Origin of the sequence: Paenilisteria riparia FSL S10-1204, from assembly GCF_000525995.1 — a bacterium.
Lineage (GTDB): Bacteria > Bacillota > Bacilli > Lactobacillales > Listeriaceae > Listeria_A > Listeria_A riparia.
In genome coordinates this window covers 37,840-60,232 of record NZ_AODL01000002.1, presented here as the reverse complement: position 1 = coordinate 60,232, position 22,393 = coordinate 37,840, and the positions used below count along the sequence as shown (strand labels likewise).

At 41.6% G+C, this 22,393-nt stretch carries 23 protein-coding genes and 2 pseudogenes; 7 read left to right on the top strand and 18 right to left on the bottom strand.

Annotation, left to right across the window (positions count from 1 at the left end; genetic code table 11):
- Nucleotides 1-410: 410 nt before the first annotated feature.
- The 10 genes from PRIP_RS00500 to PRIP_RS00455 all read right to left on the bottom strand — a co-directional run bounded on the left by PRIP_RS00500 (nt 411) and on the right by PRIP_RS00455 (nt 9,011).
- Nucleotides 411-815 (bottom strand): YrhA family protein, encoded by a 405-nt coding sequence (locus PRIP_RS00500; RefSeq protein WP_036098906.1) that lies wholly within the window; start codon nt 813-815, stop codon nt 411-413.
- A 30-nt stretch (nt 816-845) separates the two neighbouring features.
- Complete coding sequence (locus PRIP_RS00495) at nt 846-1,460, bottom strand: HNH endonuclease signature motif containing protein (protein WP_241434057.1); 615 nt, start codon at nt 1,458-1,460, stop codon at nt 846-848.
- On the bottom strand, nt 1,460-2,314 hold the full coding sequence (locus PRIP_RS00490; RefSeq protein ID WP_036098905.1) for a T7SS effector LXG polymorphic toxin: 855 nt from the start codon (nt 2,312-2,314) through the stop codon (nt 1,460-1,462). Before PRIP_RS00490 ends, PRIP_RS00495 begins: the two co-directional genes overlap by 1 nt.
- A complete protein-coding gene (locus PRIP_RS00485) occupies nt 2,301-2,552 on the bottom strand; it encodes a DUF3958 family protein (protein WP_036098904.1) in 252 nt (83 codons plus the stop codon). Before PRIP_RS00485 ends, PRIP_RS00490 begins: the two co-directional genes overlap by 14 nt.
- A gap of 63 nt (nt 2,553-2,615) precedes the next feature.
- Nucleotides 2,616-2,903 (bottom strand): TIGR04197 family type VII secretion effector, encoded by a 288-nt coding sequence (locus tag PRIP_RS00480; protein WP_036098903.1) that lies wholly within the window; start codon nt 2,901-2,903, stop codon nt 2,616-2,618.
- A gap of 158 nt (nt 2,904-3,061) precedes the next feature.
- Nucleotides 3,062-3,391, bottom strand: a complete 330-nt coding sequence (locus PRIP_RS00475; RefSeq protein ID WP_036086318.1) for a thioredoxin family protein — start codon at nt 3,389-3,391, stop codon at nt 3,062-3,064.
- Entirely contained in the window at nt 3,388-3,828 is a 441-nt protein-coding gene (locus PRIP_RS00470) for a flavodoxin (protein WP_036098902.1), read from the bottom strand. The genes PRIP_RS00475 and PRIP_RS00470 overlap by 4 nt, the downstream gene beginning before the upstream one ends.
- On the bottom strand, nt 3,825-4,874 hold the full coding sequence (locus tag PRIP_RS00465; protein ID WP_036086316.1) for a ribonucleotide-diphosphate reductase subunit beta: 1,050 nt from the start codon (nt 4,872-4,874) through the stop codon (nt 3,825-3,827). Before PRIP_RS00465 ends, PRIP_RS00470 begins: the two co-directional genes overlap by 4 nt.
- Nucleotides 4,875-4,955: 81 nt before the next feature.
- Entirely contained in the window at nt 4,956-7,232 is a 2,277-nt protein-coding gene (locus PRIP_RS00460) for a ribonucleoside-diphosphate reductase subunit alpha (protein WP_036098901.1), read from the bottom strand.
- 438 nt (nt 7,233-7,670) lie between these two features.
- Nucleotides 7,671-9,011 (bottom strand): MATE family efflux transporter, encoded by a 1,341-nt coding sequence (locus tag PRIP_RS00455; protein WP_036098900.1) that lies wholly within the window; start codon nt 9,009-9,011, stop codon nt 7,671-7,673.
- A gap of 188 nt (nt 9,012-9,199) precedes the next feature.
- Between PRIP_RS00455 and PRIP_RS00450 the strand changes: the two genes are divergently transcribed.
- On the top strand, nt 9,200-9,559 hold the full coding sequence (locus PRIP_RS00450) for a YxeA family protein (RefSeq protein ID WP_036098899.1): 360 nt from the start codon (nt 9,200-9,202) through the stop codon (nt 9,557-9,559).
- Nucleotides 9,560-9,580: 21 nt separating this feature from the next.
- Nucleotides 9,581-9,826 carry a YxeA family protein gene (locus PRIP_RS00445; protein ID WP_149023723.1) on the top strand — a complete coding sequence of 82 codons (246 nt, stop codon included), beginning with the start codon at nt 9,581-9,583 and terminating at the stop codon, nt 9,824-9,826.
- Between the two features lie 145 nt (nt 9,827-9,971).
- Here the strand turns inward: PRIP_RS00445 and msrA are convergent, their stop codons facing one another.
- Together msrA and PRIP_RS00435 are read right to left on the bottom strand one after the other, a co-directional pair.
- Entirely contained in the window at nt 9,972-10,799 is an 828-nt protein-coding gene (gene msrA / locus PRIP_RS18070) for a peptide-methionine (S)-S-oxide reductase MsrA (protein ID WP_036098898.1), read from the bottom strand.
- 2 nt (nt 10,800-10,801) lie between these two features.
- Complete coding sequence (locus PRIP_RS00435; RefSeq protein ID WP_036098897.1) at nt 10,802-12,232, bottom strand: aminotransferase-like domain-containing protein; 1,431 nt, start codon at nt 12,230-12,232, stop codon at nt 10,802-10,804.
- A gap of 630 nt (nt 12,233-12,862) precedes the next feature.
- On the opposite strand from PRIP_RS00435, the pseudogene pdxS reads away from it, so the two are divergent.
- Nucleotides 12,863-13,751: pseudogene (gene pdxS, locus PRIP_RS00425) on the top strand (pyridoxal 5'-phosphate synthase lyase subunit PdxS).
- A 2-nt stretch (nt 13,752-13,753) separates the two neighbouring features.
- Entirely contained in the window at nt 13,754-14,320 is a 567-nt protein-coding gene (pdxT, locus tag PRIP_RS00420) for a pyridoxal 5'-phosphate synthase glutaminase subunit PdxT (RefSeq protein ID WP_036098895.1), read from the top strand.
- A 57-nt stretch (nt 14,321-14,377) separates the two neighbouring features.
- Here the strand turns inward: pdxT and pta are convergent, their stop codons facing one another.
- Nucleotides 14,378-15,355, bottom strand: coding sequence for a phosphate acetyltransferase (gene pta, locus PRIP_RS00415; protein ID WP_036098894.1), 978 nt, complete (start codon nt 15,353-15,355; stop codon nt 14,378-14,380).
- 191 nt (nt 15,356-15,546) lie between these two features.
- Nucleotides 15,547-16,266 carry a pseudouridine synthase gene (locus PRIP_RS00410; RefSeq protein WP_036098893.1) on the bottom strand — a complete coding sequence of 240 codons (720 nt, stop codon included), beginning with the start codon at nt 16,264-16,266 and terminating at the stop codon, nt 15,547-15,549.
- Nucleotides 16,267-16,421: 155 nt separating this feature from the next.
- On the opposite strand from PRIP_RS00410, the gene PRIP_RS00405 reads away from it, so the two are divergent.
- The 3 genes and pseudogenes from PRIP_RS00405 to PRIP_RS16575 all read left to right on the top strand — a co-directional run bounded on the left by PRIP_RS00405 (nt 16,422) and on the right by PRIP_RS16575 (nt 18,790).
- On the top strand, nt 16,422-16,655 hold the full coding sequence (locus PRIP_RS00405) for a FeoA family protein (protein WP_036098892.1): 234 nt from the start codon (nt 16,422-16,424) through the stop codon (nt 16,653-16,655).
- Nucleotides 16,652-18,638: pseudogene (gene feoB / locus PRIP_RS00400) on the top strand (ferrous iron transport protein B). Before PRIP_RS00405 ends, feoB begins: the two are co-directional and overlap by 4 nt.
- A 14-nt stretch (nt 18,639-18,652) precedes the next feature.
- Nucleotides 18,653-18,790 (top strand): FeoB-associated Cys-rich membrane protein, encoded by a 138-nt coding sequence (locus PRIP_RS16575; RefSeq protein ID WP_077912858.1) that lies wholly within the window; start codon nt 18,653-18,655, stop codon nt 18,788-18,790.
- Nucleotides 18,791-18,883: 93 nt separating this feature from the next.
- Here the strand turns inward: PRIP_RS16575 and PRIP_RS00395 are convergent, their stop codons facing one another.
- Genes PRIP_RS00395 through PRIP_RS00380 form a run of 4 tightly spaced genes read right to left on the bottom strand, consistent with a single transcriptional unit; the run spans nt 18,884 to nt 22,379 of the window.
- On the bottom strand, nt 18,884-19,939 hold the full coding sequence (locus PRIP_RS00395) for a Gfo/Idh/MocA family protein (protein WP_036099075.1): 1,056 nt from the start codon (nt 19,937-19,939) through the stop codon (nt 18,884-18,886).
- Between the two features lie 10 nt (nt 19,940-19,949).
- Nucleotides 19,950-20,918, bottom strand: coding sequence for a sugar phosphate isomerase/epimerase family protein (locus PRIP_RS00390; protein ID WP_036098891.1), 969 nt, complete (start codon nt 20,916-20,918; stop codon nt 19,950-19,952).
- Nucleotide 20,919: 1 nt separating this feature from the next.
- Nucleotides 20,920-21,642 carry a ThuA domain-containing protein gene (locus PRIP_RS00385; protein WP_036098890.1) on the bottom strand — a complete coding sequence of 241 codons (723 nt, stop codon included), beginning with the start codon at nt 21,640-21,642 and terminating at the stop codon, nt 20,920-20,922.
- A complete protein-coding gene (locus tag PRIP_RS00380) occupies nt 21,642-22,379 on the bottom strand; it encodes a sugar phosphate isomerase/epimerase family protein (protein WP_036098889.1) in 738 nt (245 codons plus the stop codon). Before PRIP_RS00380 ends, PRIP_RS00385 begins: the two co-directional genes overlap by 1 nt.
- Nucleotides 22,380-22,393 lie beyond the last annotated feature (14 nt).

The following is a 22,393-nucleotide window of genomic DNA, read 5'->3' as shown; positions in this document are numbered from 1 at the left end:
CAGCCTAGCTCATATATCCATTGTATGACAGCGGTAACAACATAGCAATACAATCAAAATTGGAATTTGTCCTAAAGCCGTGGACAAGATTGGAGAAGGAGAAAATCGTTAGAAAAGCTGGGCTAGTGATTAGGTTAAACCCCTACTCTTTCATGCAAGTGCAAAAAGAATAAGACATAGCCTACTCTCATTTGAGCAGAATGTCTTATTCTTTTTAACCCCTATTTTCATCAACAGACTAATTAACTAAGTACATGTGGCATTCAAGGCTAGATTCCTTACTTTATGCAGTGCAAAACCCCATCGTAATTTTCGCTAAAATTCTTTCAATGATACTGCTAAGAAAATATATTATTTCTATCTTAGTTTAGATCAACTAAATTTGATATACTTCCAGGACTCATTATTTATCACAAAACATTTTTAATCGCCGCCTCTAACAGCTCATTCAATGTAGCATACTTACAAATTATATCCCCGCTTGGCTTATCCAGTTCCATAAAAGTATTCTTCGTCTTACTGAAACAATACCAAGAAATATTAGAATCTCCAAAGAATACGTAACTATCCTCCCATTCGTTCTCATTCCATATTTCATTTGCCGCAATAAATCCGTTATTCTCATCATTAATATTCGCGTTATAAATAACCAATCCATCATAATCGAGACCATTTTGTATTTTTAGGAAGGCTACATAGTCAGAAAACCAAAATTCCTCATATTTATTATTATCGACTTTCTCTTTTAGCTTCAAAATTTCTGCTTTTGTTGCAGGTGCTTCTGGTTCTTCACCAAAATTTTTTTTGCTCCTCAGCGATTTGTTTTAATAAATCCATCAGCATCATTAGTCCTCCTTATTTGGGGGATAGATTGAGCCTTTAGGTATTGGCCAATCTACTTTTTTGGTCTCCCCTACATTTAAATCTTTCGTTAATGTTTTCTGAGTATTAGTAAGTACTTTATGGAATGGATCATTTTTAATTAATATCAAATTTTTAAAATCGTTTGTTCCCCCATCATCTAATGGTAGCTTATGATGAACTTGATATCCTGTCGGTACTTTCCCCGCTTCCATTTTCTTGATATCTTGTGCTGACAATCCAGCTTTTTCAAAAGTACCAACCAAGCTATTGTCATTTGCCAATGATTTTAAAAATTTACTTCTAACCCCATTATCAAATTCTTTTCTTAAAGTATTAAATTCAACTCTATCTCTTTTCGTGTAATTGACCGATTGTTCGAATACATCTGGCAATCTCACTTCTTGTTTCTTTAATGTTCCTACATGTTCTTTTCCCTTATTCACTTTATAAATGTCATTATTTTTTAAATTAGCTTCAACCTTTTCCAGATAAGATTTTTGATAGATTCTTCCACGACTTTTGTAGCCTACCATTCCTGTTGCCATTCCAGCAAGAATAGAAAAACTTTGCATACTCGTCAGTTCGTTCCCTGTCATTACATCGTAGTGCTCCATAATTCCTTTAATTCTCTCGGCATCAAAGTTAGCATTGGAATCCTGTGGTACCTTAATAAACCCGTCTTTAATGCCTTCGTTATACGCTTTCGTAGCCTCTGCTGCCTCTGCATCCGTTTTCCCATTTTTATGAGTACCCAATAACTACCTTGCCATGTTTTCTCGTATTTCGCATAAGGATCTTTTTTCGGGGCAGGTGTTAAGTTATCCAACCATCCCAGTTTCATATGCTTTGTATTAAATGTATGGCTAACGATACTGTAGGCTTTACTACTCTGGATTTCAGTCAAGCCTTGTTTCACTTGATGCAGTTTACGAAGAACATCTTCCATGGCATTTTGGTGGCTGAAATCAAAATCTAAATATTTCTCAATAATTTGCATCTCGTGTTGTAGTTTCCCTATCGCCGTTTGCATCCCTAATTGCATGCCTATCTGCTCACCTAATGAAGAACCGCCTGATGCTGACTTCATTTTGACTAGTAAATCTTCATAACGATTTTGGCATTTTCGGATATCTGCTTGGAGGTCTTGTAATTCGTCCGAATCGATTCTAGCATTGGGTGATGGGTCTACTTGGCTCTCGAAATCTGCTATGTATTGCTTTAAAATCATTTCTGCATCTGTCATACACGCTTTTGTCGTATCAATAATTGGATAATGGACGGTTTGATAGTATTCTTTCGCGCTATCCGCCATGTCTCCTTTTATTTCTTTGTCCGCCACAATTTTCGCGACTACTTTTCGATATTCTGTAAGTGCCTGCTTTAACAATCCAGATTCTTTTAAAAATTGGTCAACAAAATAACGTACCTCACCAATATCAATGCGTGGCATCTGTTTTCACCTCTTTCGCTCGTTCGAAATCGGCTTGTACTTGTTTGTACTCTGCTTGTAATTGTTCTTCTAATTGGTATAAACGTTTCTGCATTATTCGCTGTTCATGGGCTATATCTTCTCCAATAGCGCCTAACTTGTAGTCTGCGTGATTGCCCCGCCAAGCGTTGCCTACTCGTGTAAGTAATTCCGCTTGCTCCCGTTGTAATTGTCGGAACGCCAGTGTTACATCTTCCAAATCTCGCTTTTCTAATGGCTTCTTCGTGTTGTCTCATCCCTTCTTACCACTCCTTCTGTCTTTTTATTTGTCTAAATGAAGCGCTTTACTCCACATATCTGCTAATTTCTTTTCCGAAGCAACAAAGGCTTGTTCCACATTTTTCAAGTTCTGTACGTCTTTGTTAAAGGCTTCTGGCATAGTTTTAAGCATCTGCGCCACGTCCATACTGCTTTGTACTAGTTGCCGCGCCGAGCTTGTGGAATAAGACACAGTGGGTTGTAGGTTAAATGAGATTTCATTTGCTTTGCTACCAATTTCTTTAGCATGCTCAGATAGTCGCCCGCTTGGTAATTGAATTTTCTTGGACATGCGCTTACTTCCTTTCTAGTTGAGATTATTATCAATCACTTTAATTATAGCATCACTTTTAACATGAGGAAAATAAATACTTTAAATTCTAAATAACCCTCGCGGAAAGTACAAAAAAACTAAGAAACCATTTATCGATTTCTTAGTTTATCTTACTATTAAGCTTCTTGCGCCACAACTGCTTCCTCAATATGTTCTGGAGGAATAAACCCGTTCAAACGTGAAACCTCTTCGCCGCCTTTATATAGTACTAATGTTGGTGTTTGGCGAACATTGCGGTCAAAAAAGAAGTTTTCGCCGACTTCTTCTAGTTTTACTTTCAATACTTTTACTTTATCAGCAATCGATGAATTTTTGAATTCTTGAAATGATAGGTCTAGCATTTTGCAGTTCGGACAGTTGTCTTTCCAGTAGTCTACATATACTAATTCTCCTGCTGCTATATGTTGTTCGAATTCTTCCATTGTTTTAATTTCAATACTTGTCATTTTACTACCCCTTCTCTCATGGACAATATTTGCGCGACCCAGTCTTGAATTGCTGTGTGATCACGCTCGGTATGCGGCATTTGTTCGATTTTCAGTGTCGGATATTGGGAGTCGAAATACTTCGCCATCCGGTCCACTGCCCCACAAAAATATGCCATACTCCATTGTGTTTCACCTGTCCCAAAAATCGCGACGTGTGGTGGTTTCGTTCCTAATTCTGCTATGAAATCCTTCATATCTGGCGGTGTCCTACCTAAATCTGCTGTCCATGCCCCTAAAATGAACAAATCGTAGTCCGTCTCAAGTGGATACTGGGCATCTGGGTGAACGCGAAAGGAAGTCACATCATGTTGCGCCTTCTTAAGTTCCGCCTCTACCTCATCTGCTACCATTTTTGTGTTCCCACTCAGAGAATCATACGCCAAGAGGATTTTCATAGGTCATCAAAACCGTTATCAATGTTTGTCTTTTTATAACTACTATTGCGCATTTCGAAAAAGTCCGTTTTTGTTTCGGTAAAATTATCTGCGTAAGCTTTAATCCATGTCATTGTATTATCGCTATGACCTGGATATAGCTCTGGAATTCCTAGCATGCCTAGCATCTTGTTGGCACGGTATTTCACGTAATCAACCATTTCTGACACGTCGATCCCTTCGATACCATTTAATACTTCTTCTGACCAAACAATTTCTAGTTCCACAGCGTGGCGGAATGCTTCATGCGTATATTCTACGAGTTCATCGGTTTGCAATTCCGGATTTTCACCAAGAATTGCACGAATTACTTCCGAAATGAACTTCGAATGTGCCAATTCATCACGATTAATAAAACTAATAATTTTACCTGTTCCCGTCATTTTATTTTGACGAACAAGGTTGTAGAAATAAGCAAAACCGCTGTAGAAATTAATACCTTCTAAAATGGATGACTGAATCAGAGCTTTTACTAAGTTCTCGCCTGTTTTGTTGTTCATAAAGTTGTCGTAAGCTTCCATAATTGGTTCGTTACGCTTAATAATCGTCGGATGCGTACGCGCCAATTCAAAAATGCGTTTCTGTTCTTGTAAGTTCGTAATCGAAGCAAGCACATAGGAATAGCTCTCGTTATGAATCACTTCTTGTTGCCCGATAATCGCTGTATTTGCGTGTACAGCAGGATCTGTAATATATTCTGCGACATTATAAATAAACCGTGTTTGCGGAGAATCTAACGTCGCCAGCAAACCAATAATAGCGTCAAAAGCGTATTTCTCTTCTTCAGATAGCTCTGGGTATTGTTTCGCGTCACCCTTCATATCTACTTCATCAGGAATCCAATAGTTTGTCGATAATTCCTTGTATGCACGGTAAAACGATGGATACGGGATATCATTCCAATTCAAAATCCCACTCGTGTCACCATTTATAATAGCCGTTGAACGATTCGGGCTAAGCGGCTCTAATATTTTAATACGGTGCAATTCTTCTCTTTGTTCCGTCATCTAAAAAACCTCCTCCTAGGTATATCCATATGTAAAGCACGAGCAAAGACAGATGCTTTGCTCGCTGTTGCTATTCGTTTATCAGCTTGAACACCATTCGCACTCTTCTACATCAATATCGTTAGAGCGGACGTAATACGTTGTTTTCAAGCCCTCTTTCCATGCTTGTAAGTGAAGTTCTAACAATTTGCTTGCTTTGATACCACTTGGCACGTAGAAGTTAAAGCTTAATGATTGATCGACGTGACGTTGACGGCGACCATTTTGACGTACACTTGCGAATTGATCGACTTGATACGCGCCTTTTCCGTAGTACGGATACGTTTTAAGCGATAAGTCCGGCGCAATCACTGGACGGCGGTAATCTTTCTTCTCTTCATAATAAAACGGACTGAAAATTGGATCGATAGAAGCCGTTGAGCCTGCGATTTGTGCTGTACTCATGTTTGGTGCCACTGCTACAAGATAGGCGTTACGAATACCGTTTTGTGCGACGTCAGCTGCAAGTTCTTGCCATGCTTCTGATGTGTAGTCGCGACGTTCGAAATATTCGCCTGTATTCCAGTCACTGCCTTTAAATACGGAATATGCGCCTTTTTCTTTAGCTAATGCGGCACTTGCTTTAATAGTTAGGAAGTTGATTTGCTCATATAACTCATCGGCAAATGTTTCTGCTTCTTCGCTATCCCAAGCAATATTTTTAAGGGCTAATAGATGATGCCATCCAAAAGTACCCAAACCGATAGAGCGATATTTCTTATTAGTAATCGTTGCTTGCGGTACTGGTAGTTCGTTCAAGTCGATAACATTGTCTAACATGCGAACTTCAATGGCAATAAGGCGTTCCAATGTTTCTGGGTCTTCTGCAAGCACTGCACGACCTAAGTTCACGGAAGATAAGTTACATACAACGAAGTCTCCAGCTTGTTTCGTAATAACGATTTGGTCGCCACTTATCATTTCTTGAATCATGCGTGTCGGGCTCATGTTTTGCATGATTTCGGTACATAGATTACTTGAGTAAACCATGCCGGCATGTTTGTTCGGGTTCATACGATTGACTTCATCCCGGTAGAACATGAACGGATTTCCTGTTTCTAATTGACTTACCATGATGCGTTTCATAATATCGATGGCTTTGACAATTTTCTTGCTAACTGTTTCGTCCGCTACTAGTTCTTCGTATTTCTCGCGGAAAGAACCGTCACCTTTTTGCTCGTCGTAGAAGTCTTGTAGATACCAGCCTTTCTTCTCTTTGACTTCGTGTGGGTCAAATAAGTACCAGTCACCACGACGTTCTACTGTTTCCATGAATAGGTCCGGCATACAAACGGCTGTAAACACGTCATGAGCACGCAGTCGTTGGTCACCATTATTTAAACGAAGATCAAGGAATGCTTCAATATCTTTATGGAAAACGTCTAGGTAAACCGCAATGGCACCTTTACGTTGGCCTAACTGATCGACACTAACTGCCGTATTGTTCAATTGTTTAATCCACGGAACGACACCACCACTTGCACCGCGTACACCGCGAATTGCTGCGCCAGAAGAACGAACGTAACCAAGATAAGCGCCAACGCCACCACCATGTTTACTTACACGTGCTACATCGGTATTGCTATCATAAATACCTTGCAAACTATCATCTACTGTATCAATAAAGCAACTGGATAATTGACCACCAACTTTACCAGCGTTTGCTAGTGTTGGAGTTGCAACCGTCATATAAAGATTACTTAACGCCCAATATGCTTCGCGCACTAAGTCCATCCGTTTTTCTTTCGGCTCATCTTGCATTAAATATAGCGCAATCGTCAACCAACGTTCTTGTGGTAACTCATAGACGTTACGTGCTTGGTCTGTTGCTAGATAACGTGTTGCTAACAAGTACAAACCATTATATGTGAACAACTTATCTCTTTCTGGTTCAATCATTTCACCGGCTTTGATAAGTTCATCTTTTGAATAATTCTTCAAAATGCTTCCTGAGTAAATACCGCGCTCGCCAAGGCTTTCTTGTAAGCCAACATACGAACCGTATTTATCATCATCATTATAGAAACGATTCTTACTCGCTTTCTTATATAACTTGTTCAAATAAAGACGCGCTGCAAACAATTCCCACGCTGGTAAATGAATGTCGGTACGCGCTTCTGCTTCACGAATCAAGTAGTCCACTAATTCATCAGCTGCGTAGTCTTCTTTCTTCTCAATAAATGTGAAAATCTTGCGTTTGTAGTCTTCCATTTCTAAAGTTGGAAATTCTGCATGGATTGTATCTAAATATCGGTTTAGTCGTTCTTTGTCGAAAGGTAGTTTGCGATTCCCTCCGTCTTTCACTATGTAAGTTGTCATTTGTTATCCCCATTTCTTCCATATATTCCAAGTTATACTTAGCCACACTCATCCATCGAACCAGCCTATTCGGAACAAAAAAATTAACTTTTGCAAAAGTCTAATCCTTTGTAAAAGTTAAAATAGCAAATCGTGTTTTAACGGCTTTCGATACTATATATAGTATCTCTTTTTGAATGTGAATGCAAGATATAGTGCTTAGGGAATTTTTTAGCAATTACTGAAAAGCGTTTAACAGCAAGGTTTTTCTATTAAAATTTTTTATTTTTTTGGGAGATTTACTTGTGAATAGACCTACATAAATTCACTATAAGTTGTGATATCAAGGTGGGCTAACACTACATTTGGTGTCAAGTTTTTTTTTCGGATTTTTTTAATTCACAAACTCTATAAAAAACCGCTTGGCCAAGACTGAAATTTTTGACTAAGCGGTGTTTTTTACTGAATGCCTTTTGTGAAAATATGTTTGCGACGTGCATAAATGACGATAGACGTTGCAACTACTGCTTCTGATAGCGGAATGGATGCCCAAACACCCTCTACTCCGAAGAACGGTGGCAATATAATGAGGAAAGCAACCATAAATAACATTTCGCGGGCCACTGTAATCCAAATTGCCATGCCAACGCGATTGCTCGTTTGGAAATAAGTCATCATGACAAAGTTGAAACCCATGAAGATGTAACCAGCGAAGAAAATCCGAACAGCCATTGTCGCTAGATTAACAATCTCTGGACTGAAATCACCAAACATCTGAACAATATGGTTCGCTCCAAAAAAGCCAATAATAAAGAATCCTAGCCCTGTTCCAATCGCCGTTTTGACTGCTAAACGGATGGTTGCTTGTTCGCGATCTTGTCTTTTTGCTCCGCGATAATAACTAATAAGGGGTTGAATTGCCGAACTCATCCCTAAAAACAGCATCAAAATCACGCTATGTGTATAGTTTAAGACAGAGAACGCCGCGACACCAGCGGTTCCTGCTACAGCTGCAATCGCGATATTGTAACCCATTGTGAAGACGGATAATCCTAATTCAGATAGGAAACTCGGCATCCCGATGGAAAACGTTTTTGCGACTGATTTTTTCGTAAAGCGGAATTTCACGAATTTTAGACGACTGCTCTTTTTGAAGAAATGGACGGAAAGTACGCCAATACCGACGGTCACCGCCATAATCGTCGCTCCTGCTGAACCGCTTACGCCCCAATCCAAAACAAATAGGAAGTAATAGTTCAAAATGACATTCACGACTGCCGTTACAATCAGGGCAATCATCGCCAAGTTCGGGTCCCCATCATTCCGCACGAAAATGCTCAAAATATTTTCTACTGTAAAAGCAAAACCGAACATTAATAAAATCGTCATATAATCCATCACGTACGGCAATGTTTCCGGATTCGCACCAAGCACGTTGGCAAGTGGCACCCGGAAAACAAACGCGATACTCGCTAATGTAATTGTAATTAAAAACACCATAATAATAGAACGAGTGAAGATTCGCTGCGCCTCCGGAATGTTCTTCTCACCTAATGCGAATGAATACTGCGTGGCTCCACCAATCCCAATCCAAAGCGAGATTGCCGTGAAAATCGAAAATACCGGCACAGCAATATTAATTCCAGCAAGTGCCACTCCACCGAGCCTATGTCCAACAAAAATCCCGTCTGCCACAATGTTCACCGACATGAGCAACATTCCGACTAGTGAAGGAATTAAATAGCGCAAAAATACTTTTCCAACCGAATCTGTTTCCATTCGTTGATCGATTTCTTTCATTTTTTCGCCTCCTAACCTAACGTTAATTAGCTAACTATATTATTTAACCATATTTATAGACAAAATGCAACATGACAGCAAACATTGCAAAATTGTAAGGTTCCCCTCCTGTTTTGTTAGGTAGGAAGCGGGAACCAGATTGTAAGCCAAGCTATAATAAGAGTATCAAATGAAGGAGCTGACAACTTATGAAAAAATTATTTATTTCACTTATTATTATTATCGTAATTATTGGCGGAGCATTAATAGCTGGACGTTTTATAAATTTCCATCGGTTAGGCGCAGATACATACTACGTCAAGATAACCAAAGATCCTAAAATAACGAGCGGGCATGCAAGCGATGGTTCAGCTTATACCGACTACAATTACGATCTTCCAGGATATAGCGAAGATGGTAAAGAAAAAGATATGGAATTTATCGCACAGAAAAATTTACGAAAAGATGCGTATTTAGAAGTTTTTTGGAAAGAGAATAGGGGCGTTACCTCCTATGAAGAAGTTAAAAAAGCGGACATTCCGAAGAAAGCCGCTGAACAGTTAAACTAGGAAATCGAAAGGTTGAGGGAAATGAGGAATAAAAAAGGATTGTTACTTATACTAGCTGGACTACTTATTACAATATGCGTTATTTGTGAGTATGCACTGCCCTCAGATGCTACAGCTAAAGCCTATTTTGTACATGTCAACACAAACGGGGAAAAAGTTCAAAAAAACCAGTTTTCAGGTTATAAATATACGTTGAAATGCTATAAAAAAGATGGTAGCGCCGAAACACGCACATTCTACTCTGCTAATAAATTAGAGAAAAAATAAAAAAATTCAAGATCCATGTAGCGAATAACCAGCTTCTTTCTAACTATAAGCAAGTAAAAGAATTACCCTCAACGATTCAATATTATGCAGAAAAATAAGGGAATAAGTAGCAAGAAGCTGTGTTAGCGCATGGCTTCTTTTTTATTCAAGAGCGTTTGAACCAAGCTCGAATCCTTGCTTGTAAGCGCTGGAATGCTAAAAGTTGCTGGCGCGTGCGCTTCATTTTTTTATACCGCTTCGGATTTTTTCGGTAAAACTGTTGGTGGAAGTTCTCTGCTAGCCAAAAGGTCGTGGCTGGTTCGATTGCCGTCACTATGGGGCGCTTGTATTTAGCGGATTCGGCTAGTTCCTTTTTCTCCCGCTCGGCGATTTCACGTTGTTCTTCATTCATGAAGAAGATAACTGGACGATAATTACTGCCCCGATCAGCCATTTGGCCGTCTCCATCTGTCGGGTCTGTTAGTTGCCAATATAGTTCGGCTAGCGCCTCGTAACTCCAAATCCTAGTATCGAAAATAATTTCAACGGCTTCCACATGCCCAGTGTAACCGCCGAGCACTTGTTCATAGGTTGGAGAATCCACATGACCACCAGTATACCCTGACAATACAGCGATAATTCCTGGTTTTGTTTCAAACGGTTCCACCATACACCAAAAACAGCCACCAGCAAATATCGCACGTGCTTGATACGGCGCATCTTCTTGATAGTGTTTGGACGTATCAAACGTTTTTCCGGCAGTAGTATTATCCGTAATTTTCAAATAAAAATCGGCAACATCGGGAGTCAAGTTGTTTCTTAGTGCAAGTGGTCGCAGTTCTGCCTCTAGTTTTGCGATTTGGGTATCGATATTCGCGCCAGTCTCAATTTGCGTTTTTGCTGTTTGCATTAAGGAGCGTTCCCAATCTCGGGTACCAGGATGGAGAATGAGATTATATAGGTCTCTCAGGACTTCTTCTTGGTTTTGTTTCATTTTTAGGACCGTCCTTTCTTGGTGATGATGTCTTGCAAGATTTTGCCAACTTTTGGTGCATCTTGTTCGTTTAGTCGTGCAAAGGTGAGACGGATGGCGCTTTCATGAACGCCGAATAGGAATGCGGGCATGACTAGGAGTTTATGCTGTAAGAAAATATCGAAATCGCGCATTTCCCATTTTTCATTTGGGAGTCGACACCAGAGATGGAAGCCACCTGTGGGAACCGTATAAGTTACTTCTTTGGGTAAAGTGGCGATTAGTGCGTCTTTGCGTTTGGCCAATGTTTCGCGTAAGTTCGCGATGTGGGAATCAAAGGCGATGTTATTGAGCACGTGATTAGCGAGCACTTGCGGGAAAATACTTAGCCCAAAATCCATTTCTTGTCTTGCTTCAGCTAGTCTTTTCACGACGGCTGCTGGTCCTACAAGCCAACCAATTCGAGTCGTTGAACCCATCAATTTTGATAGGGAGCCGATGTATAATACGTTATCTGGGTCGATTTTTTTGAGGGACTCGGGTTGTTCTTGTTTTTCGTCGAAATGAAGAAGGCTATATGGGTCGTCTTCTACGATAGGCACTTGCATTTTGGAACATAACGCGACGAAATCGTGTCTCCTTTTGGTTTTCATTGTTAGGCTTGTTGGGTTTTGAAAGGTTGGATTTACAAACACCATTTTAATACGGTGTTTTCGATAGAGTTGCTCGAGTTCTGCTAATTTCACGCCGCCGTCATCCATTGGTAGTGCGTATATGCGCAGTCCTGCCGATTGAAAAAGGGATAATGCGTAAAAGTAGGATGGGGCTTCAATAGCAATGGCATCTCCGCTCTTTAATAAACATTGAGTAATTAAAAATAAGGCTTGTTGGGCACCTGATGTGATGAAAAGTTGATCCAGCTTCGTTGGAATGTCATAGTTATCTGCTAGCATTTTTTGGATGGTGGAGCGTAATGGTTTGTAGCCTGCGATGTCTTCTGAGCTTTCTTCGGATAAGAAGCTTTGCCAAGATAGGGCTGGTGTTGAAATTTTTGGGATTAGATTTACGGGTAGTTCGCCGGATGCTAGGTCGATAATGTCTTTTGGTGCTTCGGTTTGGAGCCGCTTAATTTTGTCGAGATATGGCGTAGCTTGTAAGAATGCGCCTTGTGAGACATAATGACGCCAGTTGGTTTTGCGACCTGTAAAAACGCCCCATTTGTCTTCACTGATTCTTGTGCCACTTCCCTGTTTTCGGGTGACAATGCCACGAGCGCTAAGTTCGTCGAGCGCGCGAACAAGTGTAGAGCGATTGACTCCGAGTGTTGCTGCGAGTTCGCGTTCTGGTGGTAATTTATCGCCAGGAAGTAATTGGCCATCTTGGATGTGGGTTTCGATTAGGGCGATGATTTGCTGATAGATTGGATATTGAGTAGTTTTTGGAATTTGCCACATGGGTTTTGCCTCCTTTGTTGAAGCTATTACGAAGCGTACTTTCTGAATTAGAGCTTCAATATGTATTAGAGTGAAACGAGAATGTAATCCTTCAGCGGTTCTTATGACGCAAAACAATGTTTGGACCTTTTGGAAGAATGCTCCCTACTTAAATTGGTTTGTTGCCAAATTTTTTTGGTTTGGTTACTTGTTCTGGGGGTGGTGGTTTTTCTATGTCTGGTAATCATGTTTTTAAGAAATTCGATGTCTACCGTCTCTCATTCTTGTTTCGCGATCCAGCTTCAACAGCCAGCCCTTCGGAGCTTTCACAGCCTCCGCAAAAATCAAGAGAGGATTTTTACTGCGCCTGCTCCAAGCTCTTTCAGGGCTAAACGGGCGTGTTCAGCTTTTCATGTGATCCAGCTTCAACAGCCAGCCCTTCGGGAACTTCACGCTCTCCAAAAAAGTCAAAAGAGGACTTTTTCTACGACCGCTCCAGTTCCTTTCAGGGCTAACGGGCTGTTTCAGCTTTTCATAATTGGACCACCTTTTCTCCCTCCAATTGGACGTTTCTTAAAAAGTGGTTATAGCTTAACATAGAATTTACAGAATGCCAAAGCAGAAGTTTTACATATGAAGGAGGAATTTTAAATGGAAAAACAAGTTGGTAGTGAGGTCGTTAAGCGTGGGATGGCGCAAATGCAAAAGGGTGGCGTGATTATGGACGTTATCAATGCGGAACAGGCCAAAATTGCGGAAGAAGCTGGGGCTGTTGCCGTAATGGCTTTGGAACGGGTGCCTTCTGATATTCGGGCGGCTGGCGGGGTTGCTCGTATGGCTGATCCCCGTATTGTCGAGGAAGTAATGAACGCGGTTTCTATTCCAGTTATGGCTAAAGCGCGTATCGGGCACATCACGGAAGCTCGTGTCCTAGAAGCGATGGGCGTCGATTATATCGATGAAAGTGAAGTTTTAACGCCTGCGGATGATGAATTTCATTTGCTAAAAAGCGATTTTACCGTACCATTCGTATGTGGTTGTCGTGATTTAGGTGAAGCGCTCCGCAGAATCGGTGAAGGTGCTTCGATGCTTCGTACAAAAGGAGAACCTGGAACAGGAAATATCGTTGAAGCGGTTCGTCATATGCGTCAAGTAAACAGCCAAATCCGCAAAGTGAGCGCAATGAGCGATGATGAACTGATGACGGAAGCCAAAAAATTTGGGTGCGCCGTACGAACTTTTAAAAGAAATTAAAACACTTGGCAAATTGCCAGTTGTTAATTTTGCGGCTGGTGGTGTTGCCACTCCTGCTGATGCGGCGTTAATGATGGAACTCGGTGCGGATGGTGTGTTCGTCGGCTCTGGTATTTTCAAATCAGACAATCCAGCAAAATTCGCGAATGCCATCGTGCAAGCAACGACATACTACACAGACTACGAACTCATTGGCAATCTGTCGAAAGAACTCGGTGCACCAATGAAAGGTATTGAAATTTCTCGCCTAAATCCTGAAGATCGTATGCAAGATCGAGGTTGGTAAACATGAAGACTATTGGTGTTTTAGCATTACAAGGTGCGGTTTCAGAGCATTTAAAAGCCATTGAAAATGTTGGTGCTACTGGTGTCGCTGTAAAACATCCTAATCAATTAGAACAACTTGATGGGTTGATTATACCTGGCGGGGAAAGCACAACTATGCGTCGACTAATGAAAAAATATGATCTTTTTGAAACAGTACAAACCTTCGCAAAATCTGGAAAAGGTATTTTTGGAACGTGTGCTGGTTTAGTTTTAACGGCTCGTGCTATTGACGGCAGTCAAGATGAGACGCTTCAACTGATTGACACGACAGTTGTTCGAAACGGGTTTGGGAGACAAAAAGATAGTTTTGAGGCTATGATTGAGGTAAAAGGTGTGGAGGGACTAGCTTTTCCAGCAGTATTTATACGTGCTCCATATATTTCTGCTATTGGCGAAAAGGTCGAGGTTTTAGCAAGTATAGATGATAAATGTGTCGCGGCAAGACAGGGAAACACACTTGTCACTGCTTTTCATCCTGAATTAACTGGAGACACGCGCTTGCTAGAATTATTTATTTCCACATTATAAATGAGAAAAGTAGCGTAATGATTGGAGATTTCTCCGCATTACGCTACTTTTTATCCTTTATTCGGCCACTGCTTGAGCTGCAGTAATTAACGTTAAATTATATACATCTTTCGTGTTACATCCACGTGAAAGGTCATTAACAGGTGCATTCAAGCCTTGTAAAATAGGGCCAACTGCTTCAAAGTTACCTAAGCGCTGCGCAATTTTATAGCCAATATTTCCAGCTTCTAGGCTTGGGAATATGAAAACATTTGCGTCCCCTTTTAGTACAGAATCTGGTGCCTTACTGGATGCTACAGACGGGACAAACGCTGCATCAAATTGAAACTCGCCGTCCAAAACTAAATCTGGTGCTTTTTCTTTTGCGAGCGTTGTTGCTTCCACAACTTTTTCTGTTTCTGCTGATTTTGCGGAACCTTTTGTTGAGAAGCTAAGCATTGCTACGCGAGGATCAATGCCAAATACAGAAGCTGTTTGAGCGCTGACAATCGCATTTTCTGCCAAGTCTTGTGCTTCAGGTGCAATATTGATTGCCACGTCACTGAAAACATATTTCTCATCACCGCGAACCATAATCATGGCGCCTGCTACTTTAGAAATACCTGGTTTTGTTTTGATAATTTGCAATGCTGGGCGAACTGTATCTGCTGTCGAATGCGCCGCACCACTTACAAGACCGTCTGCGTTGCCAGTGTAAACCAACATCGTACCAAAATAGTTCGGATCTACAAGAATCTTACGAGCATCTTCTTCCGTTGCTTTTCCTTTACGACGCTCTACAAAAGCCGCTACCAATTCATCAAAAAGTGGATCTGTCGCTGGCTCGTGAATCGCAATCCCGTCCAATGATACTTGTAATTCCTTCGCAGTTGCTGCAATGGCCTCTTTATCCCCCAATAAAATCGGCGTTACAATACCGTCTTTCAAAAGCTCCGCCGCCGCACCAACAATACGCGCATCTTCACCTTCTGGTAATACGATTCGTAAATTCTTCCCCGTTACTTGCGCTTTTAACACTGTAAATAAATCACTCATAGTTTCTTTTTCCTCCAATGGATAATAATATACTACCTACATTCTACTACGAAAATCTGTACTTGAATAGTATTTCAAATCAGTTATAACAGTTTTAAAAATTCTCATTTTGTATTAGTACAAGTAAGGTAGTAGCTTTGTAACATTCTACTAAAATAGTAATACAGGAATACTAAAAAAAATAGTACAGTTTATCCTCCTATATTCATTAGCTTGTCTAGTTCCTCACTGGTTAACGCGCGGTATTCGCCTAATTCAAGTGTCTCGTCAAGCGTAATCGGCCCCATTTGTAGCCGTTTCAAATAGATTACCTTCTTATCAACAGCTTCAAACATCCGCTTAACTTGGTGAAACTTCCCTTCTTGAATCGTGATTTCAATTTCTGATGCCCCATTTTCTGCTTTTAAAATAACTAATCTCGCGGGTTTGCATGTATAATTATCCGAAATCGTCACACCTTCTTGAAAAATTGCGATGTCTTCGTTTGTTACTATCCCTTCAATTTTAGCAAAATATGTCTTGTCTACGTGTTTCTTCGGAGATAATAAATCATGAGCCAGCACACCGTCGTTTGTAATGAGCAGCAAACCTTCTGTATCTTTATCCAAACGCCCTACTGGGAAAACTTTTTTCGCGCGATCTTGGGGTTCTAACAAGTCAATGACCGTCTCGTCCCAATTATCTTCTGTGGCACTAACAACGCCAGGCGGTTTATTCAACATGAGGTATATAAACTCTTCGTAGTGTACGGGTTCGCCATGAACTTCGATGCAATCTGTGTTTTCATTGACTTGGAATTTGGCTTCTTTTTTGCGAACATCGTTGACTGTGACAGCACCTGTTTTCAATAATTGCTTGACTTCAGTGCGGCTGCCGAAACCGCTATTGGCTAGTAATTTATCTAGTCTCATTATTTTTCGCGTCTCCCCCTCGTTTCTTCTACACCCTATTCTAACGGTTCATTTGCGTTCTGACAATCGGGTTGTAGGATTTTGCTTTTCGGGTGTGAAGATTTGTGTTACAATGAGAATGAGAATCATTATACATAAGAACGGAGGCTTTACGCATGGAAAAACAGCTAAATGAAGTGGCCATCGGGGAATTGGCGACCATCACCAAGCTAGATGTAACGAACCCAATGCTTGAAAAACGGCTTTTAGCGCTTGGTTGTAAAGCGGGTTGTGAAGTTTGTATCAAACAAAAAGGCTTATTTGGCGGGCCTTGTACATTTGAGACGAAAGGGCAGTACATTAGCATCCGAAACTGTGATGCGTGTACCATCAAGGTAGAAATGCAATGACAACGGTTTGTTTACTCGGAAACCCAAATACAGGAAAAACATCGCTTTTTAACGCGCTCACTGGCTCTTATGAAACCGTTGGGAATTGGAGCGGTGTGACAGTTGAGAAAAAATTAGGAACACTTCGCAAAAATGCTGGAAAATTGATTGATTTGCCTGGTATTTATGATTTGAGTCCTATTTCTCGTGATGAGACGGTTGTGACTCGTTTTTTGTTGGAAGAGTCTTTTGATGCGATTTTGAATATTGTCGATGCCTCGCAAATTGAGCGGAATTTGCAGCTGACGATTCAGTTGTTAGAATACGGGGCGCCTGTTGTGATGGGACTGAATATGGTGGATGTGGCCGCTGGTCGTGGTGTGCGGATTAATATTCCTGCGATTGCGCGCAAGCTTCGCATTCCAGTGTTGCCTGTTGTTGCGAGAACTGGCAAAGGTGCAGACGATGTGTTGAGGGCAATTACAGAAGATCAGGTGGCGCCAGCGCGCGGGCTTGTTTTGCCTTATGGTACGGATGTGGAAGAAGCTATTGCCGTGTTTTCAAAATGGATTGCATTTGTACCTGCCAAGCAAAAACGATGGTTTAGCGTTCAGTTTTTAAGTGGGAATGAAGCGATTCAGCCGTATTTAATGCAGCATGGTATTTTAGATGAAGCGCTTGCGATTCGAGAGGCTTTGGCCAAAAAATTGTCTGTTCCATTATCCCAGTATTTTCATACGGTACGAGAGGCTTTTATCGAAGATCTTTGTCTGCAATCGGTGGAATATACAAAGCAACATAATATGCCGCTTTCGGATAAACTTGACCGCATTTTCACGCATCCGTGGCTGGGAATTCCATTATTTTTATGCGTGATGTACTTGATTTTTCAGGTAACGTTTACTTGGATTGGCGTGCCACTTTCGGATATGCTGGATGGCTTTTTTTGGCGGGGCATTATCGGATTGGGTCACTACCGGGCTAACCTATATCGGTGCCTCACAATTTATTATTGATTTAGTTGTGAATGGAGTTATTGCAGGAGTTGGTGGTGTACTCGTCTTTGTTCCGCAGATTTTGGTATTATTTTTCTTTATTTCGCTATTGGAAGATTCGGGTTACATGGCACGTATTGCAGTCGTGATGGACCGGGTGATGGAATTCTTTGGACTCAATGGGAAGGCGTTTATTCCAATGATTATCGGATTTGGTTGTAATGTGCCTGGAATCATGGCAGCACGGTCGATTGAAGAGTCAAAAGAGCGAACATTGACCATTCTGGTGACACCATTTATGTCTTGCTCTGCACGATTGCCAGTATACGCGCTTTTTGCAGGTGTTTTCTTCCCACATAATCAGGCGCTTATTGTCCTGTCTTTTTATCTTATTGGTATTGTCCTAGCACTACTCGTAACAAAAATTTTATCCATGACTTTGCTTAAAAAGGAAAACTCGGTTTTTATTATTGAGCTTCCGCCTTATCGCGCGCCGTCATTGCGAACTTTGTGGCGTAGCACATGGGAAAAAGGAAAAGGATTTTTGCGCAAAGCTGGGACATTTATTTTTGCCGGTTCTGTGATTATTTGGTTGCTTAATTATACCGGTCCTGCGGGTATTAATGTTCCGATGGGTGAGAGTTTCCTTGCTATGATCGGTGGCTTTATTGCTCCGATTTTAGCGCCACTCGGCTTTGGGACTTGGCAAGCTGGCGCGACATTGATTCCGGGGTTTTTGGCGAAAGAAGTCATCATTTCAACGATGTCGATTATTTATTCAGTGAAAGAAAGTACGCTCGCCGCTGTCGTTAGTACGCATTATACGCCGCTTTCTGCTTATTGTTTTATGTTGTTTATTTTGCTGTACATTCCGTGCTTGGCAACGGTCGCTGCCATTCGAAAAGAAGTTCTGTCGTTTAAGTGGACGGCGTTTTCAGTCGTTTATCCCCTCGTGACAGCATATGTAATAACCTTACTCGTCTATCAAATCGGTTCATTATTTATATAAAGGAGGCGCTTGATTTGGTAAATTTCATTATCGGCGGACTAATTTTTGGCTATGCAGCCTATGCCCTCGTTACATACATTCGTAAAAGTAAACAAGGCAAATGTGGCGGCTGTGAGTTAGAAAAGTCTTGCGATCACGAAACGCAACAATAAAAAAGATAGCCTGCATAAAAGCAAACTGAACTGCTCCCTGTCAAGTAGACAGGGAGCAGTTCATATTTAGCTATTCCCAGCGCTCTTTTTTATTTATTCGTTAAAATAGACTACTTTACCTTCTTCACCTGCTTCAAAAATAGCCTCAATTAGGCGTAATACACGGTGAACTTCTTCGTTTTTGACGATAGGTTCTGCTGTGTGATTTAGAACTGCTGCAAAATTATCGTAAAAACCTGCCATATCTGGGGCTACTTGCACAATTGGGCTTCTTGTTGTCGATTCTTCGGATGGTGGCGCCATTGTTTTGGTAAGACCTTGACCGGCTTGAATTGGCTTTGGTTCTACTTTTGCGACGGTGCGGTCTGGTGCGATGATTTCGCCGCTTAAATCCCAATCTTGGATGACCGCTGTGCCTTCTGTACCTTTGACATACCAACGCGGTAGTTTCACATAGTTCGTCGTTCCTACTTCGATTAAGGCTGTAGTGCCATTTTCAAAAGTGATGAAGCTTGTAAAACCGTCATCGACCTCGTCACCAAGAATGAAACTGAGATTCGCAGATACGGTCTTTATTTGGCTGTCTGTCATGAATAAAAGCTGATCCAGCAAATGAACTCCCCAATCGAGTAGCATTCCGCCACCTTGTGCTTTCAAATGACGCCAATCACCGGGAATTCCGTTTGCTCCTTGAACGCGGGATTCAACGTGAAAAACATTGCCGATTTGCGCTTCTTTTTGTACCATATCGCGGACAATGAGGAAATCGCTATCCCAACGGCGGTTCTGGTGTACCATGAATGTCTTGTTTTCTTTTTTTGCCACGTCTAAAATCGCTTCTAAATCTGCGCTTGTAATCGTGACTGGTTTTTCGCAAACGACGTTTTTCCCAGCTTCTAGGGCCTGAATCGCAAGGTCTTTATGGCTATCGTTTGGGGTTGCAACCAGTACTGCGTCTACCGCTTCATCAGCCAAAACGGCTTCAAAACTCGGATAGGTCTGCAAGCCTTTTTCTTTAGCAACTTGTAACCGGGCTTCGGCAATGTCATACACACCAGTAACGGTGATGCCTTCTGCTGCGCCAACTAGCTCCACGTGATACGTTCCCATACCGCCAAAACCAACAATAACTAGGTTTTTCATTTCTATCAACCTTTCCCTAGACCCACCAAATGTCTAGCGGTTCATCTTTGATTAAAATACTTTGTAAATTCGTCACGGCGCGTTGGAATCCTTCGTCGATAGACATTAATGGATCTTCATGCTCAATACTGACAACGTAGTCATAGCCATACGTGCGTAATGCACTCATCATATCGGACCATTCTTTCACATCATGACCGCATCCAACAGAGCGGAAAGTCCATGCTCGTGTTTGTACGTCGCCATATGGCTGCATGTCTAGCAAGCCGTAACGATTAATATTGTCTTGATCTAAATACGTGTCTTTGGCGTGAAAATGGTGGATTGCTCCTTCTTTTCCGAGAATTTTAATCGCGCCAACTGGATCAATTCCTTGCCACCATAAGTGACTCGGGTCAAGATTTGCGCCAATGGCTGGGCTTGTCGCCGCGCGTAACGCTAGTAATGTATGTGGCGTGTGAACTAAGAAACCACCATGAAGCTCGATACCAATTTTGACATCGTATTCTTCTGCTAAATGACCAATTTCTTTCCAATATGGAATCAGTTTTTCTTCCCATTGCCATTTCTTGATGTCGCTATATACGTTCGGCCAAGGCGCTACTGGCCAGTTCGGAGCTTTCGCATCTTCACTGTCACCCGCTGTCCCTGAGAACGTATTAACGACTGGAACACCCATCATAGAAGCCAATCGAATCGTTTTTCGCAAAATTTCATCGGAAGCTTTTGCTTCTTCTGGATCTGGCGAAATCGGATTATCATGGCAACTAAACGCACTAATAATCAAGCCACGATCTTCAAATTTCTTCAAATAAGCCAAGCGTGCGTCTTCACTTTCAAGTAGTTCGTCGGTTGGGCAATGATGGTTGCCAGGATTTCCACCTGTTCCAATTTCTACTGCGCCAAGACCTGCTGCTGCTACTTTGTCCAACATTTCTTCCAAACTTAAATTTGCAAATAACGGGGTAAAAACACCTAATCTCATCTTATTTTCCTCCGATCTTTTCTAGGGCTTCCGCATGTCCATATTTAGGGTATGTCCAAGACGTTGGCGCACACCAATTGACACCGTTCGTAATTACTTTTTGAATCGCTTCGTTATGGTACGTCGGGTATGTTTCATGGCCTGGCTGGAAGTAGAAAATCTTGCCGTTTCCGCGTTTATACGTTGCGCCACTGCGGAATACGTGCCCTCCTTCAAACCAGCTAATGAAAATCAATTCTTCGGGTGCCGGGATATCGAAGTGTTCACCGTACATTTCTTCTTTTTCCAATTCTATATATTCCGCAATGCCATCTGTAATCGGATGATTCGGCGCCACAACCCACAGCCGCTCCTTCTCATCCGCTTCACGCCACTTCAAGTCACAACTCGTACCCATCAGTTTCATGAAAATTTTTGACATATGCCCCGAATGCAAAACAACCAAACCCATGCCTTCCAAAATTCGTTTATGCACCCGATTAACAATAGCATCATCTACTGCATCGTGGGCCATATGACCCCACCAAACAAGAACATCTGTCTCTGCCAAAACTGCTTCTGTGAGTCCATGTTCCGGCTCATCTAGCGTCGCTGTTTTCACATCAAGACCCGATGCCGTCAAGAATTTAGCAATTTGACCATGAATCCCATCCGGGTAAATCGTGGCAACCTCTTCGCTCTCCTTCTCATGAAGAAATTCATTCCAAACTGTTACTTTTGTCATTACTTTCCCACCAGCTTTCTTAAATTTAAAAGCCCAATTTTTACACTTTCAAGCGGATCTTTGTCGAAGGCTTCTTGTTCAATCACAAGCCATTTCACACCGCTTTGCTCGGCTAATTCTGCAAAGCGCTTAATAGCTAGTACGCCATTGCCAATTTCCGTACTTTCCACTGGATCGCGTTTCATATCTTTCAAGTGTACAAGTGGCATCCGGTCTGCCCAGCGTTGCATATATGTCACAACATCCACGCCCGCATGATGGACCCAATAAGTATCAAGTTCCACTTCCAAACCATGCACACCTGCCAGTAGCACATCTAAAATATAATCATTGCCTAATTTCTCAAATTCATGTGCATGATTATGATATACAAAATGAAGTCCAGCAGCGTTTACTTTTTCAGCAATAATACGCAATGTTTTCGCGAACTCTAGCCATTCTGCCTCCGTCTCAAAATCAGCCCATGGACAGACAAGGTATTCATTCCCCAGTTCTTGCTCAAATGCGATTACCTCATCCAGTTCATCCCTAAATTTTTCGTAAGGAATATGTGAAGCGGCAACAGCAAGGCCAAGGTCTGCCAATTTAGCCTTCAGTTCTGTTGCCGATTTATCGTAATATCCCGCGAACTCCACGCCATCATAACCCATTTCTGCTACTCGTTCGAGCGTCCCGAAAAAATCTTCTTGGCACGCATCCTGCACACTCCACAATTGAAGCGCTATCGGTTTCGCCATTTGAAAGACTCCTC

What these genes read in the sequence shown, in the direction of transcription:
- pdxT (WP_036098895.1), top strand. Translation starts at nt 13,754, where the DNA reads ATGAAGACTATTGGTGTTTTAGCATTACAAGGTGCGGTTTCAGAGCAT.
- PRIP_RS00450 (WP_036098899.1), top strand. Translation starts at nt 9,200, where the DNA reads ATGAAAAAATTATTTATTTCACTTATTATTATTATCGTAATTATTGGC.
- PRIP_RS00460 (WP_036098901.1), bottom strand. Translation starts at nt 7,232, where the DNA reads ATGACAACTTACATAGTGAAAGACGGAGGGAATCGCAAACTACCTTTC.
- PRIP_RS00390 (WP_036098891.1), bottom strand. Translation starts at nt 20,918, where the DNA reads ATGAGATTAGGTGTTTTTACCCCGTTATTTGCAAATTTAAGTTTGGAA.
- PRIP_RS00410 (WP_036098893.1), bottom strand. Translation starts at nt 16,266, where the DNA reads ATGAGACTAGATAAATTACTAGCCAATAGCGGTTTCGGCAGCCGCACT.
- PRIP_RS00480 (WP_036098903.1), bottom strand. Translation starts at nt 2,903, where the DNA reads ATGTCCAAGAAAATTCAATTACCAAGCGGGCGACTATCTGAGCATGCT.
- PRIP_RS00405 (WP_036098892.1), top strand. Translation starts at nt 16,422, where the DNA reads ATGGAAAAACAGCTAAATGAAGTGGCCATCGGGGAATTGGCGACCATC.
- PRIP_RS00490 (WP_036098905.1), bottom strand. Translation starts at nt 2,314, where the DNA reads ATGCCACGCATTGATATTGGTGAGGTACGTTATTTTGTTGACCAATTT.
- PRIP_RS00435 (WP_036098897.1), bottom strand. Translation starts at nt 12,232, where the DNA reads ATGTGGCAAATTCCAAAAACTACTCAATATCCAATCTATCAGCAAATC.
- pta (WP_036098894.1), bottom strand. Translation starts at nt 15,355, where the DNA reads ATGAGTGATTTATTTACAGTGTTAAAAGCGCAAGTAACGGGGAAGAAT.
- PRIP_RS00445 (WP_149023723.1), top strand. Translation starts at nt 9,581, where the DNA reads ATGAGGAATAAAAAAGGATTGTTACTTATACTAGCTGGACTACTTATT.
- PRIP_RS00455 (WP_036098900.1), bottom strand. Translation starts at nt 9,011, where the DNA reads ATGAAAGAAATCGATCAACGAATGGAAACAGATTCGGTTGGAAAAGTA.
- PRIP_RS00385 (WP_036098890.1), bottom strand. Translation starts at nt 21,642, where the DNA reads ATGACAAAAGTAACAGTTTGGAATGAATTTCTTCATGAGAAGGAGAGC.
- PRIP_RS00495 (WP_241434057.1), bottom strand. Translation starts at nt 1,460, where the DNA reads ATGACAGGGAACGAACTGACGAGTATGCAAAGTTTTTCTATTCTTGCT.
- PRIP_RS00465 (WP_036086316.1), bottom strand. Translation starts at nt 4,874, where the DNA reads ATGACGGAACAAAGAGAAGAATTGCACCGTATTAAAATATTAGAGCCG.
- PRIP_RS00470 (WP_036098902.1), bottom strand. Translation starts at nt 3,828, where the DNA reads ATGAAAATCCTCTTGGCGTATGATTCTCTGAGTGGGAACACAAAAATG.
- msrA (WP_036098898.1), bottom strand. Translation starts at nt 10,799, where the DNA reads ATGAAACAAAACCAAGAAGAAGTCCTGAGAGACCTATATAATCTCATT.
- PRIP_RS00475 (WP_036086318.1), bottom strand. Translation starts at nt 3,391, where the DNA reads ATGACAAGTATTGAAATTAAAACAATGGAAGAATTCGAACAACATATA.
- PRIP_RS00380 (WP_036098889.1), bottom strand. Translation starts at nt 22,379, where the DNA reads ATGGCGAAACCGATAGCGCTTCAATTGTGGAGTGTGCAGGATGCGTGC.